General features: G+C 61.5%; 14 protein-coding genes and 1 pseudogene. 4 read left to right on the top strand and 11 right to left on the bottom strand.

Features of this window, described 5'->3' with window-relative positions; all coding sequences use genetic code 11:
- Positions 1-59 precede the first annotated feature (59 nt).
- Positions 60-1,262 (top strand): annotated as a pseudogene (locus tag FN060_RS23630) (response regulator); the annotation flags it as partial.
- Between the two features lies 1 nt (position 1,263).
- Positions 1,264-2,994, top strand: a complete 1,731-nt coding sequence (locus tag FN060_RS01405) for a response regulator (RefSeq protein ID WP_142586551.1) — start codon at positions 1,264-1,266, stop codon at positions 2,992-2,994.
- Between the two features lie 25 nt (positions 2,995-3,019).
- Here the strand turns inward: FN060_RS01405 and FN060_RS01400 are convergent, their stop codons facing one another.
- From FN060_RS01400 to nirK, 3 genes are all read right to left on the bottom strand, one after another.
- Entirely contained in the window at positions 3,020-3,715 is a 696-nt protein-coding gene (locus FN060_RS01400) for a Crp/Fnr family transcriptional regulator (RefSeq protein WP_077546993.1), read from the bottom strand.
- A gap of 79 nt (positions 3,716-3,794) precedes the next feature.
- Positions 3,795-4,703 (bottom strand): SUMF1/EgtB/PvdO family nonheme iron enzyme, encoded by a 909-nt coding sequence (locus FN060_RS01395; protein ID WP_142586550.1) that lies wholly within the window; start codon positions 4,701-4,703, stop codon positions 3,795-3,797.
- 92 nt (positions 4,704-4,795) lie between these two features.
- Complete coding sequence (nirK, locus tag FN060_RS01390) at positions 4,796-5,926, bottom strand: copper-containing nitrite reductase (protein WP_142586549.1); 1,131 nt, start codon at positions 5,924-5,926, stop codon at positions 4,796-4,798.
- Positions 5,927-6,109: 183 nt separating this feature from the next.
- Here nirK and FN060_RS01385 point away from each other — a divergent pair, with 183 nt between their 5' ends.
- On the top strand, positions 6,110-7,321 hold the full coding sequence (locus tag FN060_RS01385) for an NnrS family protein (RefSeq protein ID WP_142586548.1): 1,212 nt from the start codon (positions 6,110-6,112) through the stop codon (positions 7,319-7,321).
- A 33-nt stretch (positions 7,322-7,354) separates the two neighbouring features.
- Here FN060_RS01385 and FN060_RS01380 read toward each other — a convergent pair whose 3' ends face one another.
- From FN060_RS01380 to FN060_RS01365, 4 genes are read right to left on the bottom strand one after another with little or no spacing between them, the layout of a single operon-like run.
- Positions 7,355-7,648: a metal-sulfur cluster assembly factor gene (locus tag FN060_RS01380; RefSeq protein WP_142586547.1), complete on the bottom strand. Its 294-nt coding sequence runs from the start codon at positions 7,646-7,648 to the stop codon at positions 7,355-7,357.
- A complete protein-coding gene (locus tag FN060_RS01375; RefSeq protein WP_142586546.1) occupies positions 7,648-8,172 on the bottom strand; it encodes a DUF2249 domain-containing protein in 525 nt (174 codons plus the stop codon). Before FN060_RS01375 ends, FN060_RS01380 begins: the two co-directional genes overlap by 1 nt.
- Positions 8,169-9,524 carry a hypothetical protein gene (locus tag FN060_RS01370; protein WP_142586545.1) on the bottom strand — a complete coding sequence of 452 codons (1,356 nt, stop codon included), beginning with the start codon at positions 9,522-9,524 and terminating at the stop codon, positions 8,169-8,171. The genes FN060_RS01375 and FN060_RS01370 overlap by 4 nt, the downstream gene beginning before the upstream one ends.
- A gap of 11 nt (positions 9,525-9,535) precedes the next feature.
- Positions 9,536-9,808 carry a DUF2249 domain-containing protein gene (locus tag FN060_RS01365; RefSeq protein WP_142586544.1) on the bottom strand — a complete coding sequence of 91 codons (273 nt, stop codon included), beginning with the start codon at positions 9,806-9,808 and terminating at the stop codon, positions 9,536-9,538.
- 204 nt (positions 9,809-10,012) lie between these two features.
- On the opposite strand from FN060_RS01365, the gene hemN reads away from it, so the two are divergent.
- Positions 10,013-11,365: an oxygen-independent coproporphyrinogen III oxidase gene (gene hemN / locus FN060_RS01360; protein ID WP_142586543.1), complete on the top strand. Its 1,353-nt coding sequence runs from the start codon at positions 10,013-10,015 to the stop codon at positions 11,363-11,365.
- Positions 11,366-11,447: 82 nt separating this feature from the next.
- Here hemN and FN060_RS01355 read toward each other — a convergent pair whose 3' ends face one another.
- From FN060_RS01355 to FN060_RS01340, 4 genes are read right to left on the bottom strand one after another with little or no spacing between them, the layout of a single operon-like run.
- Entirely contained in the window at positions 11,448-13,346 is a 1,899-nt protein-coding gene (locus tag FN060_RS01355) for a nitric oxide reductase activation protein NorD (protein WP_142586542.1), read from the bottom strand.
- Positions 13,347-13,353: 7 nt separating this feature from the next.
- Complete coding sequence (locus FN060_RS01350; protein ID WP_142586541.1) at positions 13,354-14,166, bottom strand: CbbQ/NirQ/NorQ/GpvN family protein; 813 nt, start codon at positions 14,164-14,166, stop codon at positions 13,354-13,356.
- Between the two features lie 60 nt (positions 14,167-14,226).
- Positions 14,227-15,570: a nitric-oxide reductase large subunit gene (locus tag FN060_RS01345; protein WP_077546983.1), complete on the bottom strand. Its 1,344-nt coding sequence runs from the start codon at positions 15,568-15,570 to the stop codon at positions 14,227-14,229.
- 23 nt (positions 15,571-15,593) lie between these two features.
- Positions 15,594-16,046 (bottom strand): c-type cytochrome, encoded by a 453-nt coding sequence (locus FN060_RS01340; RefSeq protein WP_052640603.1) that lies wholly within the window; start codon positions 16,044-16,046, stop codon positions 15,594-15,596.
- Positions 16,047-16,222 lie beyond the last annotated feature (176 nt).

The following is a 16,222-nucleotide window of genomic DNA, read 5'->3' as shown; positions in this document are numbered from 1 at the left end:
GGATGAAGAGCCACAATCACGGGCTCCCGCGCCGTTCCACAAGCGTCAGTGAAGTGCCCGACGACGATCGCTACGAGATCAGTGGTCGCGACGCCATCCTGCTGGTCGTCGAAGATGACCCCGGATATGCTTCTTTGCTGCGGGATGCTGCACGCGACAAGGGCTTCAAGGTGTTGATCGCCGGCCGCGGCACGGATGCGCTGACGCTGGCCCGGGATTATCGTCCGACTGCCATATCGCTCGATATCTGCCTCCCCGACATGCTCGGCTGGACTGTTCTCAGCCAATTGAAGCAGAGCCCTGAGACCCGCCACATCCCGGTACAGATCATCAGCGTGGATGAAGACCGCCAGCATGGCCTGACGCGTGGGGCCTTCGCCTTCACGCACAAGCCGGCGACAAGTGACGGGCTGGGAGAAGTCTTCTCGCGATTGAAGAGCTTCTCGGAAACCAGCCGGAAGCGTCTCCTGCTCGTAGAGGATGATGAAAACGAACGCTTCAGCATCACCGCCCTGCTCGGTCACAGCGATATCGATATAACCAGTGTCGGTACCGGTTCAGAGGCGCTTCAAATACTGGAGAACGAGCCGGTCGACTGCGTCGTCCTCGACCTTGCACTGCCCGACATGTCCGGGTTCGAGGTGCTGGAGAAAATCTCCGAAGATGTGAGGATGACGGATGTGCCCGTTGTCGTGTTTACGGGACGAGATCTCTCCCCTGCCGAAAGTGCCCGACTGCAGACCATGGCGCGGAGCGTGGTGGTGAAGGGGGTTGAATCGCCGGAACGTCTGCTTGACGAGACCTCCCTCTTCCTGCACCGGGTGATCGCTGACATGCCACCTGCCAAGCAGGACATGCTCGAAAAGCTGCATAGTTCGGACGTGGAGCTTGCCGGCAAGACGGTGCTGCTCGTCGATGACGATGCGCGAAACATCTTCGCCTTGAGCAGCGTTCTGGAACGGCGCGGCATGAAGGTGCTGACGGCGACGACGGGGAGCGAGGCGATCGAGATCATCAACGCCCAGTCCGACATTTCGCTGGTTCTCATGGATATCATGATGCCGGGCATGGACGGATATGAAACAATGCAGGTAATCCGTAAGGACGAACGTCACAGCCGCCTGCCGATCATCGCGCTGACGGCCAAGGCGATGAAGGGCGACCGTGAGAAATGCCTGGAGGCGGGCGCTTCGGATTACCTTGCCAAGCCGGTCAATACGCAGGAGCTGCTTTCGGCACTGCGCATGTGGCTCCACGAGTGATATGACCATGCCTGATCCCGTCAACATTCTGCTCGTGGACGACCAGCCCGCCAAGCTCTTGAGCTACGAGGTAATCCTCCAGGAGCTCGGCGAAAACCTGCTCGTGGCTCAGTCGGCGCGGGAGGCGCTGGAACATCTTCTCCGCACGGATGTCGCCGTGATTCTGGTCGATGTCTGCATGCCCGAGCAGGATGGATTCGAGCTCGTGGAACTGATCCGCGCTCACCCTCGGTTCGAGAAGACCCCAGTGATCTTCGTATCGGCCGTGATGATGACAGAACCCGACCGCCTGCGGGGCTACGCGGCCGGCGCGGTCGATTATGTGTCCGTTCCGATTGTCCCGGAAGTCCTGCGTGCCAAGGTGCGGGTCTTCGTGGAACTCTACCGGAAAACCCGGGAGTTGGAGCGGCTGAATGCGGACCTTGAGCGCAGGGTTCAGGAGCGGACAGCCGAACTCGAGACCTCCTACCAGCAGCTACAGACCCTCAATGAGGAACTCGAAAACCGGATCGAGCTTCGTACCCGGGAGCGCGAGGAGGCGATGGCGCAACTCTTCGAGGCCCAGAAGCTGGATACAATCGGACAACTCACTGGTGGGGTCGCCCATGATTTCAACAATCTGCTGATGGCAGCGCTTGGCAGCCTCAGCCTTTTGCGCAAACGCATCCCGCCCGAGGAGAAGAACCTTCGGTTGCTCGACAATGCGGTCCAGGCTGCCGAACGTGGCGCGGCACTGACCCAGCGCCTGCTTGCCTTCGCACGCCGGCAGGAGCTCAAGCCTCAGGCCGTCGATCTCGTGCAACTCCTCGGCAGCATCGAAGGGCTGCTGCAGCGGGCGGTGGGTCCGACCATCCGGCTTGAGAACCGGCTTCCAGGTGAACTGCCTCCGGCCCTCGTGGATGCCAACCAGCTCGAGCTGGCGATCCTCAACCTTGCCGTCAACGCCCGCGATGCAATCCAGCAGGAAGGCGTCATCTCGATCGACGCCGAAGAAACCATTCCCGGCGATCACGATCTCCCGCCAGGGCTGTCGGCTGGACGCTATCTGCGGGTGCGGGTTGCCGATACCGGTTCGGGTATGGACGAAGAGACGCTTGCGCGTGCGGCCGAGCCCTTCTTCACCACCAAGGGGCTCGGCAAGGGAACGGGTCTCGGACTCTCGATGGTCCACGGGCTGGCTGCCCAGTCAGGGGGAATTCTGCAGCTTCACAGCACCCCTGGCGAAGGGACCACGGCAGAGCTTTGGCTGCCCGTCGCCAAGGATGACGTTTCCGAGCAGGCCGGGGAGCAATCTGCTTGGAGCGCTTCCACGGAGGCCGAGGCTGCCGCCTCCCTGCGGATACTGGTGGTGGACGACGATGTTCTTGTCTGCATGGGCACGGTCGACATGCTGGAAGACCTTGGCCACAGGGTCACGGAAGCCAATTCCGGGCAGGCGGCCCTGGAAATCGTGAACTCAGGGCAGAGTTTCGATCTGGTTATCACCGACCACGCCATGCCCGGAATGTCGGGAGCCGATCTTGCCCGCTCCTTGCTTAGCGCCAATCCGGGACAGCCAATCATTTTGGCATCCGGCTATGCCGAGCTTCCGGATGGCGCATCGGTCGGAGCCCTGTCGCGGCTCGTCAAGCCGTTTACGCAAGAGCAGTTGGGACAGGCGATATCCATGGCGATCAGCAGGGACGCTACGACATCCGGCCACGCTCCGCTTCAAAGAAACGGGACAATGTGACCGCGTCCGCGGCCTCTGATCAGACCTAATCCTTGGCAGTCTCAGCCAAGTCCGATAGGCCCTTGATATCGCGGACGAGGAGCTTCTGTCGCCCGCCTTCCACAAGCCCCTTGCTTTCCCAGGCGCTTAGGATCCGTGAAACGGTATGGAGCGTCGTTCCCGTCATCTCGGCGATGTCCTGGCGCGAAATCGGGAAGTCAATCCTTACGCCTGAGCCCTCGGCCTTGCCAGCCTGCTTCGTCAGACGGAGCACCGCGTGGGCAACGCGCCGCTCCACTTCCTCGGTCGACATCTCACGAATTCGGGTATGGGCCTCCTCGAGACGCTGACCGATCGTGTGCATTGCCGAGACGGCAAGGCGCGGATGGTGGTCGATGAACTCTGGCCAGAGATGCGTCGGCCAACTGAGTGCAACGCTTTCAGCGGCGGCAATCGCCGTTCCCGGGTAGTCTGCTCGCTGCAGCGCCTTCGCGAACCCGAAGAGATCCCCGGGGTGGACTACGCGGACGATGATCTGCTGGCCGCTCGCTGTCACCTGCGTGACCTTGAGGCGTCCATGGAGAAGCAGGAAGAAATGCGTCGCCGCTGCCCCTTGCTCGAAAACGGCTTCGCCGGGTGGGACGCGCCGCGAGGTGGAATGCGCCAGCAGCTTCTCCAGGCTTTCGTCGCTCATCTTTTCGAACAGCGGGAATGCCCGGACTAGGCTCTTGTCGATCTTCACTCTGTCACTCTCCGATATCGCGGTGCAGGATACATGATCACTGCCGCTGTCGGAAGAGGCGAGGCCTGACGGCGCCCGACTAACCTGCCAGGCCCTTCGCGCGAACCATCTGCAGGACCGGGGCATACCACGCCGCCGACTTCACCAGCCGGAAGCCCAGATTGTCCGGGGGCGTCCCGACTGAGCAACCGCCGCCGCGAGGGTCGCGGATGAAGCTGCTGGTCGGCGAACGATGTGGACCGACGGCCACGTTGACGCCGCAGATGGTCTCCACACCCTTCTGGCTCCCGTTGTCATAGAGGTTGACCCGTCTGTGGCAGGTGCTCGTCCATTCCCAGACGTTTCCACCGAAATCGGCAAGGCCGAACTCGTTCTCCCCGAAGCTCCCGATAGGCTGCGGTGCCGGATTTCGCTTCGATCTCGACGCGGCTTCACGTTCGTAGTCGGCGATCCATTTCAGGGCCGGGTTCTTGTTGTCTGGATCGAGCCCGGAGGCATCGTCGGGAAAGCTCTTGCCGGCGGCAAACGCCAGATCCTGATCGGATGGCAAGGTCCAGTATTCGCCGGTCTTTTCCGAAAGCCAGCGCGCATACGCCTGGGCGTCGTCGTAGTTGACGCCGGTGACGGGAAGGTTCGTGTCGGATGTGCTCGGACGTGCTGCAGGCGCGCAGGCGCCTTCCATGACGCAAGCGTCGTATTCCGACAGCGTCACCTGATACTTCATGATGGTGAGTGCATCTGTACGCGTGACAGTCGATTTCGGAGCGTCGATCGGGTTAACTCCCCGTACATACTCCCCGTCTGTCCGATACTGGAAGGTACGGGGCGGGATGACCACAGTCTGTGGCTGGTAGAGAGCAGCCGTGGACGGAGCGGCCGCGAAGAACCCAGCCTGATGCGCAATGCCGATGCCGAGAGCCGAAATCAAGGCCAGTGGAAGGGCGGTCTGGAAGAGTGAGAAAGCGGTCTTGCTTGCTGTGGCGGACATGATCGCCTCCTTGGGCGAACCTCGGGCAGTGGCCCGTCAACATGTCATCTGAGGTTTGGAGGCGCGGGCGAACCCGCGCCTCCGGTTGTCGATCAGCTTCCGGTCGGCGAAACGATGGCCGTCATCAGGTCGTCGTTCCAGTCGCCGGTCACCTTGAAGTGTGCCGCGGCGCCGAGTTCGAAAGCCTCGATCAGGTTGTGGTTCACGTAGGCGTAGATGCCCGGCTGCTCGAAGGTGTAAAAGGCTGCGCCGGCGGTGCCACCAGGGATGAACCAGGTCTCCTGGTCCAGATCCGGAGGGTTGCGGAACTTGCCGGTTGCCCAGACATAGTCGCCATGACCGCCGATCAGGTGCGGACGGGTGTCGCGGTTTGCCTGCGAATGGACGATCAACACCTTTTCGCCGACAGCGGCGGTCATGGCGTTCTCGCCCGTCAAGGCACCGACGGCGCCGTTGAAGACGATGTGCGTGGGTGTCAGGGTCCGCATGACTTCCAGAGTGTCGGCATAGGATTCGCCCACGCTGTCATACTTCTTGAAGTTCCCCGCCTCGTCGCGAGGCACGTAGAAGTCCTGTTCGCCGACATAGTAGATCTTGTCGTAGACCAGTTCCTTGCCGTGGCCGTCCGTCAGGCCTTCGCGCGGCAATACCATGATCGCGCCGTTCATGCCCGAGGTAACGTGCCAGGGAACCATCCCGGGAGGTGCGCAATGGTAGACGAAGACACCTGCCTTGGTGGCCTTGAAGCGCAACACAGCCTTCTCGCCGGGGTTGACGATCGTCAGCGCTCCACCGCCCAGCGCACCCGTTGCCGAGTGGAAGTCGATGTTATGTTGCAGTTCGTTCGTTTCCGGGTTGATAAGCGTCAGCTCGACGTAGTCGTCCTGGTGAACCACCATCATCGGACCAGGGACAGAACCGTCAAACGTCATGGCGTGAAGTTCGGTGCCCTGGTCGTCGATGACCATCTTCTTTTCCTGGATCGTCATTGTGAATTCGACGATCTTCGGCGGGCCAACGGCCTTCTGGGTGTGGGCATGAACGAATGGGGGCTTTACCAGGTCGACCTTGACGCGCTTCAGCGCAGACAGATCCGTCGGGGTGGTAATGGGGGCGACTTCCTCATTCGCCCTGGCGAACGAGGCCTGGACGAGCGGACCAATGGCGCCGGCAATGGCAGCACCGGCCAACATCGAACGTCTGGTCAAATTGAACTGTGTCATCGTCTTTCTCCTAGACTGAGTGGCGGAGCCATCTCCGTCTCTCTGGTCACGGAAACTAGTATTGGTTCGCAATAGCATCTTTGAGCCAAGACAAATTTGGCGAGCGATTTTCATTGCGCATTCGCAAAGACCCTTCTGCTCTCCTGGAATAGACAAAGATCAAGATACAGAAGGAGAGTATTCATGGCCTCAGGTTCCGCAGAACAAGCCCGAAAGGGCGGCATTCCGAGGGGGCTGTCGCAGAGCGCGCCAGTGCTTTTTTCTTATGGGTTCCGGCCGTTCTTTCTCGGCGCGGCCGTGTGGGCCGTCGTCACCATGGCTCTTTGGATCGCAAGTCTGACGGGCCTTCTACCGGTCGCCGAGGATTATGGCCCTGCCCATTGGCATGCGCATGAAATGCTGTTCGGCTATTCCTCAGCCGTGCTCGCCGGCTTTCTTCTGACGGCGGTACCGAACTGGACGGGCAGGCTGCCGGTGTCCGGCTGGCCGCTGTTCTGGCTGTTTGCATTGTGGTTGGTCGGGCGGCTTGTGTTCCTGATTCCGAACATCGCCACGGGAACGGTGGCTGCCATAGACAGCCTGTTTCTGCCGACCTTGTTGCTGATCTGTGTGCGGGAGGTCGTCGCTGGCCGGAAGTGGAAGGACCTGAAGGTCATGGGGGGACTGCTCGCCCTCACCTCCGGCAATATCCTGTTTCATCTCCAGGTGATGCAGGGTGGCCATCCGGATATCGCGATCAAGCTTGCGGTCTCCGCCTATGTCGTACTGGTGATGATCATCGGTGGACGCATCATCCCAAGCTTCACCCGGAACTGGATCAACAAGGTCGGTCGCACGGACTTCCCGGCCCCATACAGCCGCTTTGACAGCGTGGCGATTCTTACCGGAGTTGCCGCACTCGCCGCTTGGGTGCTTCTTGCGGAAGGATGGATCGTTGCCGCTTTGACCTGTGCCGCTTTCATGCTTCATGCAGCGCGGCTGACGCGCTGGCGTGGCTGGACCACGCTGGATGAGCATCTGGTCATGGTTCTGCACGTGGCTTATCTCTTCGTGCCGCTCGGGTTTCTTGGTATTGCCGTCGCCGCTCTCGGCGTGGTTTCGCCGACCGCTGCCCTGCATGTCCTGACGGTCGGTACCGTGACCTCGATGATGCTTGCCGTGATGACCCGTGCCACCCGTGGGCACACCGGCCGCGTGTTGACCGCATCTCGCACGACCTCGATTATCTATGTGGCGATTGTGGTCGCAGCCATTGTCCGACCGATAGCGGATTTCCTCCCGGACCATGCCCGGCTGTTGTACGTCATCTCGGGTGCGAGCTGGCTGCTGGCCTTCGGTCTTTTCCTGGTCGAATATGCGCCGATGCTGACACGGGTCAGGCGCAAGATCGGCTGAGCGCTGGGCAGCGTGTCTGGATGGTCCCCTCGCTCAGGGGGCCATCATCCCAGGATCCCAGCGCGGTTCATGGGTCAGCCGGACATCCGCCTCAAGCACGCCCTCGACCGACTGGGTCGCATAGCGAACGGCATCCACCAGGAAGGCAGAAGCCGGACAACCTTGCGTCGTCGTCGTCATCGTAATCCGAACAGTTCCCGCGTCGCTTGCCTCGACGCCGTAGATAAGGCCCAGTGCGACGACATTCTTGCCCAGCTCTGGATCGATGACGGCGGTCAAAGCCTCACGGACCCGTTCCGTCAGATCGTTCTGATGGCCCCCAGCCATCACTCGGCCCTCGATCCGACACGGATCATGATGCGATACAGGTTTCCGGTCGCGTCGAAGTTGCCGACCCATTGATGCCCACGGCTCGTCAGCTCGGGAAACAGGAACAACGGTTCACGAGACAGGACGGCGAAGATGACCTCCCCTGGATCGAGACGCTCTGCTTCCGCTAGCAGCCTGACCATCGGCTCCGGCGGATCGAGTTCCGACAGGTCAAGGTCTATCGAGGGTTGCGGCCAGAGGTCGGGCGACGGACCATCTCCCGAATAGCGGATTTCCGGCTCGGCCTGTTTGGGCAGGAACCGGACTTCGAAGTCGCCATCCTGCAGTTCTTCGAGTTCATAGTCGAAGCCACGCCGCGCCATGACCGTAAACAGCGGTTGCGGCCGGAAGGGTGCAAGGAGTTTCAGGCCCTCGCCCGGAGCCAAAGCGTCAACTGCTCCCATGATGGCCTGAAAAGGCTCGCCGCCCGACTCAAGGATCGGCCGAACATCCAGCGTCTTGAATTCTGTGGCCATAGTCATTTCCTTTCGAGCGGGTGGGGCAGGAACAGATTCGGGCGCGGGATGATCACCGCACTGCCCGACGAAAGCGATACATAGCGCAGCCGGCGGGTGCGGGCGATCTCGAGCGCCAGCATGCCGACCGACACGGTCTGCAGCAAGGCGACAGTGCGGAAGAGGGCCAGGGATCCCACAAGAAGCGCGAGAACAGCCGCGGCCACCGCACAGATGTAGAGGTAGAACCATCTGGAGGCGCGGCGTTCATTGACAAGATCCTGTACCCTCGGAACAGCCTGTCGGCCGAGCACGGGGCCGTAATGCTCCAGCCATGTCATGAAGGCAGCGATCTTGTAGAGCTGGCCCAGGCCAAGCGTCGTCAGCCATCCGAAGCAGACGAGATAGACGAGGGGTGCGAGCTGTCGCTGGAGTTCTCCAAAGGTGGCCAGCAGAATGAAGGCCGATACGGAAACCAGCAGGGCGCCTACTGCGACAGCAGTGATGAGAGTATTCAGCTCCAGCGCCTTTCGCTTGCGCTGTCGATACATGACGACGACGTCTGTACTGAAGAGAAGCGCAGCGACGGCGGCGAGTGCCATGCTGGCGTAGATAAGGCCGTGTATCGTGCCACCCAGCAGAAGGACAAGCACAAGCGACATGGCAATCGTTGTCGAGGCTGCAAGCAGATAGAACGCGAACCGGCTCGTCCGCCGCTCCCGCTCCGGTGCCAGCAGAAACATCGCCAACAGGCGGTAGCTGACGCCGAAGGCGCTGACGCTCATCCAGCCGACGAGACCGAGATAGGCATGGATCGACAGGCCGTCAGGCAGGAAATTCGCTAGCGGTGTACTGCCGGTGAGGCCTGACAGCTGAAGAGAGAAGAGAAATCCGAGACCGGCCGTGCCGCCAAGTGCCAGAAGGCCCAACGCAACGAAGCGGGCCGGCAAAGCGAGTGGTGTGCCGGCGACCAGCGTCCCGCCGATCATGTAGATGATGAAGCCGAATCCGATCGTCAGCAGCATTGCCCCCATCGGCAGGAGGAAGGCACTGACCTCGATGCGTCCCCCCAGGTGGAGGAAACCGAGGCAGAGAAGAAGAAGTCCGACGATGAGCAGGATCAACGCGTGGAGCGCGAGCGACGGCGCATGGAGGGGGCGAGCCACGAGAACAGGGACGAACTGAAGCAAGGCGCCGCAGAACAGCAGCCCTAGCCAGCCGATCGCCAGCAGATGGACGATGACCAGCGTTTCCGGCGCCTCGACCTGCAGGACAGGGTATCCGAAACCCACGACAAGAAGTGCCTGCCCGATCAGAAGAAAGACGAGCGACGTCGCGAAGTAGGTCATGGTCCAGCGGGAAATCGAGGCGCCTTGCATGTCTCTGTTCCTCAGTGTCCGCAGCAGCAGTCGCAGCCGGAGCTTTTTGCGCGCGTGATCTCGACGCGCCAGGTCATCGGCCCTTGTTCAAGATAGTTCCAGTCGAACTGTTCCGGGTAGCGGCTTTCGATCTGATAGTGCAGCGGTCGCGGGTCATGGTTGCTCGCGACATGCATCGCGGCGCCTGGCTCAAGTGTGGTCAACAGACCAAAGATGCGCGGGTGACGCTCCGGAGGCGGAATGAGCCTCACGTCGATCAGAGGGATCTCGGCAGTATTCGACATCTATGTCTTTCCGAAGGCCTGGTTGATGATGGGTGGGAGAGCAGGCCGAACTCATCCCGATCTCAACCTATCGCGGCCGTTAGCGGCCCACTTTGTGGTGCGACAAACAATCCCGCTGGTGCACCGATCAATTGACATTGCGCAAAGACGGCCCCGTGGATCGCCGGTAGTTCCTTGAGCTGAAATGCTAGAAGGAAGATTTCCATGTCGCAGTCCATCGTGGAAAAATACGGCGAGGCGCGCCTGCCGCGCTATACGAGTTATCCCACCGCTCCGAACTTCACGGCCGATATTGTCCCCGGCACCTACGCCGGCTGGTTGAGCTCGATTCCAACCGACCGTGCCACCTCACTTTACCTCCACATCCCCTTCTGCCGCTCCATGTGCTGGTACTGTGGCTGTCACACGACCATTACGGAGAAGGACAAGCCGATCCTCGATTATCTCGACGTCCTGCACCGCGAGATCGAGTTGGTCGCCGCTCAGCGGAAAGACAGCCTTAATGTCGGGGAGATTCACTTCGGTGGAGGCACTCCGACAATCATCGAGCCCGAGGAATTCGTTGCGCTGATGCAGGCATTGCGGACGAAGCTGGGCTTTGCTCCCGAGGTCAACACGGCGGTCGAGATCGACCCCCGCCGGCTGCAGGCGGAGATGATGGAAGCGCTCGGACGTTCCGGCGTCACGCGCGCGAGCCTTGGCGTGCAGAGCTTCGATCCGAAGGTGCAGAAGGCGATCAACCGCATCCAGACTGCGGAGACGACGTTGAAGGCCGTTGATGGCCTGAGGGCGAACGGCATCCATGCCATCAATTTCGACCTGATCTACGGGTTACCGTTCCAGACGGTCGAATCCTGCGTCGAAACGGTGGACACTGCCGTCCAGATGCGTCCGGATCGCTTCGCGGTTTTCGGCTACGCCCATATCCCCACCTTCAAGAAGCACCAGCGACTGATCGACGAGGCTGCACTTCCGGATGCGCAGGGACGCCACGCCCAGGCGGAGGCGATTGCGGAGAGGCTCGTGGCGGCCGGCTATCGACAGATCGGTCTCGACCACTTCGCCTTGCCTGATGACGAGTTGGCCGTTGCACAACGCGAAGGACGCCTGCACCGGAACTTCCAGGGATATACCACCGATGCCTGTGAGACGCTCGTCGGCCTCGGTGCGTCGGCGATCGGCAGGCTCGGCCAGGGATACCATCAGAACGAAGTGCCGCCCGGCCTCTACGCCAACCGCGTCTCCACCGGCGAACTGCCGACGGCCAAGACCTACGCGCTGACGTCGGAAGACCGGCTCCGTGCTGAAGTTATCGAGAGGCTGATGTGCGACTTCTCGGTTGACGTGGCTGCAATCTGCGCCGCGCATGATTTCGACGCGGACCTCCTGCTGAAGGATAACAAGGCGCTTGACGCGCTGGAAAGCGACGGACTGATCCGTCGTGGTGCCGGTACGGTCCAGGTCAATGACGCCCATCGCTTTGTCATTCGCGCCGTTGCGGCTGCGTTCGATGCCTATCTCGGAGCCTCGCAGCGGACCTACAGCAAGGCCGCGTAGACAAAAGAACTTCTACAGAAACAGAAAGAGCCCGGCTGGGGGATGTCCCGCCGGGCTCTTCCGTGCGGCCGACGCCCCCGCCCTAAGTCGTCAGGCCGCGATAGATGGCCGGCAGTGCCGCCGGCAGTTTTGAGATGTCGCCGACGAGCGCATATCCATTGCGGCCGAACATGATCGGCAGGTAGGATTGGGCGTCCCGGTCGACCGTCACGGCGAAGACCTTGGTGCCGTTGCGGCGCGCTTCCTGGACCGCACGGCGGCTGTCTTCCAGAGCGAAACGACCCTCATAATGGTCGATGTCGTTCGGCTTTCCATCCGTCAGCACCAGCAGGAGCTTTGTGCGATTCGGCCGCTTCTGCAGTTCGGCGGTCGCATGGCGCATCGCAGCGCCGAGCCGCGTATAGTAACCGGGCTTCAGAGCGCCGATCCTATTCTCGACCGCTTGCCCCATCGCCTCGTCGAAGGCCTTGACTGTCTCGACGCGGACCCATGAGCGGCGCCGCGACGTGAAGGTCAGGATCGAATGGTCGGTACCGCAGGCGGAAAGGCCCTGCGCCAGCACCAGCAACGCTTCCTTCTCGACATCGAGAACGCGGCGATTGTCGATCCATGCATCCGTCGACAGTGACACGTCGACAAGGATGGTCACCGCCAGATCCGTGGTCTGCGGCCGGCTCATCAGGTGAATGCGATCACTACCCTGCCCGCCGGCGATGAGGTCGGTCCGCGAGCGGACCACGGCATCCATGTCGAGCTCCGAGCCGTCCAGCTGTGCCTTCAGCAGCTCATGGCGCGGCCTCAGGATCTCGAACTGACGGCGGACCTTCTTCACGAGCCTCCGTGTCTCGTCATCGGTCGCCAGCGCATCTCCCTTCTCGGAAGCCGGTGCCGCCAGTACGCGGCAGTAGCTCTTGAGATAGGTCGATTTCCGGTAGTCCCATTCGGGGTAGCTGAGTTCCGCTTCTATGTGACTCAGGTCGAGCATTTCCGGCGGCAGGTCGAGGTCGAAGCGGAATCGCGACGAAGGGCGTTCGCGACGGCGCCCCAGGACCATGTCATCGAGATCCTCCGCAGCCTTGCCGTCCTCATCATCCTTGTCGTCGGTCGGACGGTCGACATTGACCATCTCGGCCATCGCGAGAATCTTCTCGAAGCGATTCAGGATGAACGGGCTCCGCTCGTTGCGCTTGTCGTCGACGGCCTCCCGCTGGGCCACGAAGCGCTTGCCGCCGGCAGGTGCGCTGGCATCACCTAGTGGACTGTCAGTTTCGGAATTGGCGGGTGCCGTCTCGCTGGTATGAAAGAACTCCGGCCAGAGGGGCACATCCATCATTGGCTGGTAGCCGGGCGGCGACTGTCGCGGAAAGATCGATGCGGGCAGCGGATCCTCTAGCGAGGCCGCCTTTCGCAGGATGCTCAGGATCCTGTTCTCAACGAGCTGTTCCACCGGCGGCAGCTTTCCGCGCTGCCGCTCCGCTAGAATGGCGCCGCAGAGGTTGCGATAACTTGCCCGCAGACCCGGGAAGGCCTTCAGCACCTCCCGGACCGTCTCCTCCGCCCGCTCGATCCGGGCAAGGTCACGCGCCAGCGGCTCGTCCGCATTGATCCCTCGTGACGGGGCGAGCGCGAGATAGGCGGTGAGCCAGATATAGAGACTGCGGTTGAGGGCCCGGTCCGGGAAGAAGTCAATTTCTGCCGGCAACATGACGCGCGCGAAGTCACGGCCTATGCGCGCTATCCGTTCCTCTCCGAGGCCGATCAATTGTCGCAATTTCAGCCTGTGGCCGTTGGTCTTCTGTGCCGCAGGCACCAACTGGCAAGTGCTTTCGCCGCCGAAGCCGCGAAAGCAGGAGGCCAGCACGGGAGAGACCTCGTCAAGGCGTACGGCCTGCTCGGGATAGCGCGGCATGCTGCGGGTCTGGCCGACAAGGCGATGCCATGTCTTCCCGACGGTTTCTTCCAGTTCCAGGAACTCGAACATGATTGCCTCAGGGAATGATTGCGCCTGCCACTTCGCGTAGCGCCAGCCGTACATCCGGATCGTCCGTCAACGGCTCGATCAGCGCTGCGGAGATCGCCTCGCGTGGCTTCAAACCGCTCTCGATCAGCGATGCGCAGTACACGAGGAGGCGGGTCGAAACGCCTTCTTCGAGATCGTGTCCCTTCATCGCGCGCAGCCTCTGAGCGAGATTGACCAGCGGTGCCACATGGCGCTCCTCGAGGCCGCTTTCGGCGGAAACGATCGCGATCTCCTGCTCCTTGGGAAGGAAATCAAACTCGATCGCCACGAAACGCTGCTTCGTCGACGGCTTCAGGGCCTTCAGGATGTTCTGATAGCCGGGATTGTAGGACACGACGAGCATGAACTCTGCGGGAGCCTCCAGCGTCTCGCCGGTTCGTTCGAGCGGCAGGATACGACGGTCGTCGGTCAGAGGGTGCAGGACGACGGCGACATCCTTGCGGGCTTCCACAACCTCGTCGAGATAGCAGACGCCGCCATTGCGGACGGCGCGAGTGAGTGGCCCGTCTACCCAGACGGTATCACCGCCCTTCAGGAGATAGCGCCCTGTGAGGTCAGCGGCGGCAAGGTCGTCATGGCAGGAAACGGTGGAGAGCGGCAGGCCCAGTCTGGCGGCCATATGGCTGACGAAGCGGGTCTTGCCGCAGCCAGTCGGACCTTTAAGAAGAAGCGGCAGATTGCGCTTCCAGGCCAGTTCGAAGAGTTCGCACTCGTTGCCCGCCGGGATGTAGTGGGGCACTAGCGCCTTATTTGGCGCGTTGGCGGAAAGATGGAGGTTCATAGTCGGATCCTTTCAATGGAGGCGGTGGGTGCGGCCCCGGTCGTGACGGGGCCGCACCTCTCATTCGGCCGGAACTGCCGCCGAGGCGGAGGGAAGCCGCTGGCGACCCGGCACGAACAAGGCCCAGAGGAACATGAGGGCGGACAGGAGGACGAAGACCCCCGAACCGAGGCGGACCCAGTAGAACATCGCCAGCTGGTCCTGGACGTCCATGTAGCTCTCGCCGAGGACGCGCTGGAGATGGACCTGCAGCACGCCTGCGAAGGTCAGTGCGAAGGTCATCACCGACATCGCCGTGCACATGATCCAGAAGCTGACCATTGAGAGCATCTGGTTGTACGGGGCGCGACCACGGATTTCCGGTACCGCGTAGGCCATGACCGCGAGGTTCAGCATGACATAGGCGCCGAAGAAGGCGAGGTGGCCGTGGGCGGCAGTTACCTGCGTGCCATGGGTATAGAAGTTCACCGACGACAGGGTGTGCAGGAAGCCCCAGACACCGGCGCCGAAGAAGGCCATGACGGAGCAGCCGATCGACCACAGCAGCGCGGCACGGTTCGGATGCTTGCGGCCGGCCTTCCAGGTCATCACGAAGGTGAAGATCACCATGGTGAAGAAGGGTGCCACTTCAAGCGTGGAGAAGAGCGAGCCGATCCACTGCCAGTAGCCCGGAGCGCCGATCCAGTAGAAATGGTGGCCGGTGCCGAGGATGCCTGAGAAGAGGGCCAGGCCGACGATGACGTAGAGCCACTTCTCGACGACCTCGCGGTCGATGCCGTTCAGCTTGATCATCAGGTAGGCGAGGATGGACGCCATGATCAGCTCCCAGACACCTTCGACCCACAGATGGACGACATACCACCAGTACATCTTGTCGAGTGCCAGGTTGGCCGGGTTGTAGAAGGCGAAGAGGAAGAAGATCGCCACACCCCAGAGACCGAAGATCAGAATGTTGGTGACGACCGTCTTGCGACCCTTGAGGACGGTCATGGTGATGTTGAACAGGAACATCAGGCAGACGACGACGATGCCGACCTTGATGATGAAGGGCTGCTCCAGGAACTCGCGGCCTTCGTGGATCTTGAACATGTAGCCCACCACGGCAACCGCTGCGGCGCCGAGGAAGAGCCAGAACTGGATGATGGCGAGCTTCGGGCTGTAGAGCTCCGTTTCCGCCTCCTCCGGAAGCAGGTAGTAGGTGGAACCCATAAAGCCGATCAGCAGCCAGACAATCAATGCGTTGGTATGGATCATCCGCACGATGTTGAACGGCAGGAGCTCGGAGAGCGTGTTGGGCAGGACATAGATCGTGCCGGCTAGGACTCCGAACAGGACCTGGGCTACGAAGAGGCCGAGCGCGCCGTAGAAATACAGCATCGCGACCTTCTGGGTTTGATATTTCATGGTGGTCTTCCTTTTCCCTCAGGTCAGCCGGCGTCGTTTGGCGGCCAGTTCTGCGTCTTGATCCGGCTCGTCCATTCCAGGAAGGCAGCGAGGTCGTCGAGTTGCTGGTCGGTGAGGTTGAACTGTGGCATCTGGCGACGTCCCTCGATGCCGGTGGGCATGGCCGCCATCCAACCTTTCAGCGTGTCGCGGGCCGTTTCAGCGTCTTCGTGGCCGCCATAGCGGATCCAGACATTGCCGAGTTCAGGTGCGAAATAGGAGCCCTCGCCGAGGAGCGAGTGGCAGTTGATGCAGGAGTTCTCCTCCCAGACATGCTTGCCGCGCGCGACGGCATCCGTCAGCGTCGATTCGTCGGTGGAGGTGGTGCGTATGTAGTAGTGGCTGTGCGCCGTCAGCCCGAGGAATATAGCGAAGAAGAACGCGGAGCCGCCATAGAAGACGTTGCGCGCTCCGGTCTTTGTCAGGCGTTCTGACATGCCGAGGTCCTTTCCTGGCGCCCGTCCGGCTGATCTCCGGCGGGCAAGTTTGCGTCGCGGCCACCGACGCGATGTCAGATCGGACTCGGTGGGCCACGGTGTGTTTGCGGTTTTTCGGGCTGCGCTTCTTTGCTTTTTGGCAAATACATCAGCGGTAGGCGGCGATGCCGCCGGAA

Origin of the sequence: Pseudorhizobium halotolerans, assembly GCF_902153235.2 — a bacterium.
Taxonomy (GTDB): Bacteria; Pseudomonadota; Alphaproteobacteria; order Rhizobiales; family Rhizobiaceae; genus Neorhizobium; species Neorhizobium flavum.
Note: the sequence above shows the minus strand (reverse complement) of the source record. Positions and strands in the feature narration are given on the sequence as shown.

What these genes read in the sequence shown, in the direction of transcription:
- FN060_RS01405 (WP_142586551.1), top strand. Translation starts at nt 1,264, where the DNA reads ATGACCATGCCTGATCCCGTCAACATTCTGCTCGTGGACGACCAGCCC.
- FN060_RS01395 (WP_142586550.1), bottom strand. Translation starts at nt 4,703, where the DNA reads ATGTCCGCCACAGCAAGCAAGACCGCTTTCTCACTCTTCCAGACCGCC.
- nirK (WP_142586549.1), bottom strand. Translation starts at nt 5,926, where the DNA reads ATGACACAGTTCAATTTGACCAGACGTTCGATGTTGGCCGGTGCTGCC.
- FN060_RS01385 (WP_142586548.1), top strand. Translation starts at nt 6,110, where the DNA reads ATGGCCTCAGGTTCCGCAGAACAAGCCCGAAAGGGCGGCATTCCGAGG.
- FN060_RS01380 (WP_142586547.1), bottom strand. Translation starts at nt 7,648, where the DNA reads ATGGCTGGGGGCCATCAGAACGATCTGACGGAACGGGTCCGTGAGGCT.
- FN060_RS01375 (WP_142586546.1), bottom strand. Translation starts at nt 8,172, where the DNA reads ATGACTATGGCCACAGAATTCAAGACGCTGGATGTTCGGCCGATCCTT.
- FN060_RS01370 (WP_142586545.1), bottom strand. Translation starts at nt 9,524, where the DNA reads ATGCAAGGCGCCTCGATTTCCCGCTGGACCATGACCTACTTCGCGACG.
- FN060_RS01365 (WP_142586544.1), bottom strand. Translation starts at nt 9,808, where the DNA reads ATGTCGAATACTGCCGAGATCCCTCTGATCGACGTGAGGCTCATTCCG.
- hemN (WP_142586543.1), top strand. Translation starts at nt 10,013, where the DNA reads ATGTCGCAGTCCATCGTGGAAAAATACGGCGAGGCGCGCCTGCCGCGC.
- FN060_RS01355 (WP_142586542.1), bottom strand. Translation starts at nt 13,346, where the DNA reads ATGTTCGAGTTCCTGGAACTGGAAGAAACCGTCGGGAAGACATGGCAT.
- FN060_RS01350 (WP_142586541.1), bottom strand. Translation starts at nt 14,166, where the DNA reads ATGAACCTCCATCTTTCCGCCAACGCGCCAAATAAGGCGCTAGTGCCC.
- FN060_RS01345 (WP_077546983.1), bottom strand. Translation starts at nt 15,570, where the DNA reads ATGAAATATCAAACCCAGAAGGTCGCGATGCTGTATTTCTACGGCGCG.
- FN060_RS01340 (WP_052640603.1), bottom strand. Translation starts at nt 16,046, where the DNA reads ATGTCAGAACGCCTGACAAAGACCGGAGCGCGCAACGTCTTCTATGGC.